The sequence below is a fragment of the Saccharomonospora iraqiensis subsp. paurometabolica YIM 90007 genome, from assembly GCF_000231035.2.
Taxonomy (GTDB): domain Bacteria; phylum Actinomycetota; class Actinomycetes; order Mycobacteriales; family Pseudonocardiaceae; genus Saccharomonospora; species Saccharomonospora paurometabolica.
This window is the reverse complement of the sequence record NZ_KI912196.1, coordinates 1,759-2,313: the sequence shown is the minus strand read 5'-3', so window position 1 is coordinate 2,313 and position 555 is coordinate 1,759. Positions and strand designations below refer to the sequence as shown.

1 pseudogene is annotated in these 555 nt (G+C 76.8%); it reads right to left on the bottom strand.

What is annotated here, in order from left to right:
- Nucleotides 1-155: 155 nt before the first annotated feature.
- Nucleotides 156-555, bottom strand: a pseudogene (locus SACPADRAFT_RS24935) (hypothetical protein); the annotation flags it as partial.

Here is a 555-nt window from a genome sequence, read left to right as displayed (position 1 = left end):
GCGAGCCCGGCCGCGACGGCACGGGCCCCGGCCGGGTCGGGCGGCAGTGCGGTCCGGGACGGTCCGGTCCCGGACGGTGCGGTCCCGGGAGGTGTGGTCGGGTGGGGTGCGGCGGTGGCCGGTGTGCTCGCGGGCGGGGGCTCGGACACGGGCGCTCATCCCTTCTTCCGGCCGTATCCCTGGAACAGCACCGAGGTGGTGGGCACCGGGACCATCCGGACGACCTCGGTGCGGCGCGCGGTCCAGGCCAGCAGTCCGGCCAACGACGGACGGATACCCCGCAGGGTCAGCGGCACACCGTGCCGGGCGCACTCGGTCGTGAGCGTCATCCGGTCCACCAGCAACGCGGGGTCGTGGACGCCGCGCGGGGCGAGGCCGGGTATCCGCTCCGCCACGTGGATGGCCAGCCCACGCGACAGGGCGGTCGCGGCGAGGGTGTCGAGCACCAGCAGTCCGCCGGGACGGAGCAGGCGGCACGCCTCGGCGAGGGCGCGGCGCAGGTCGGGGGACGTGTTCGAGGGATCTCCCCGGCGACGACGACGTCGGCGCGCCCGT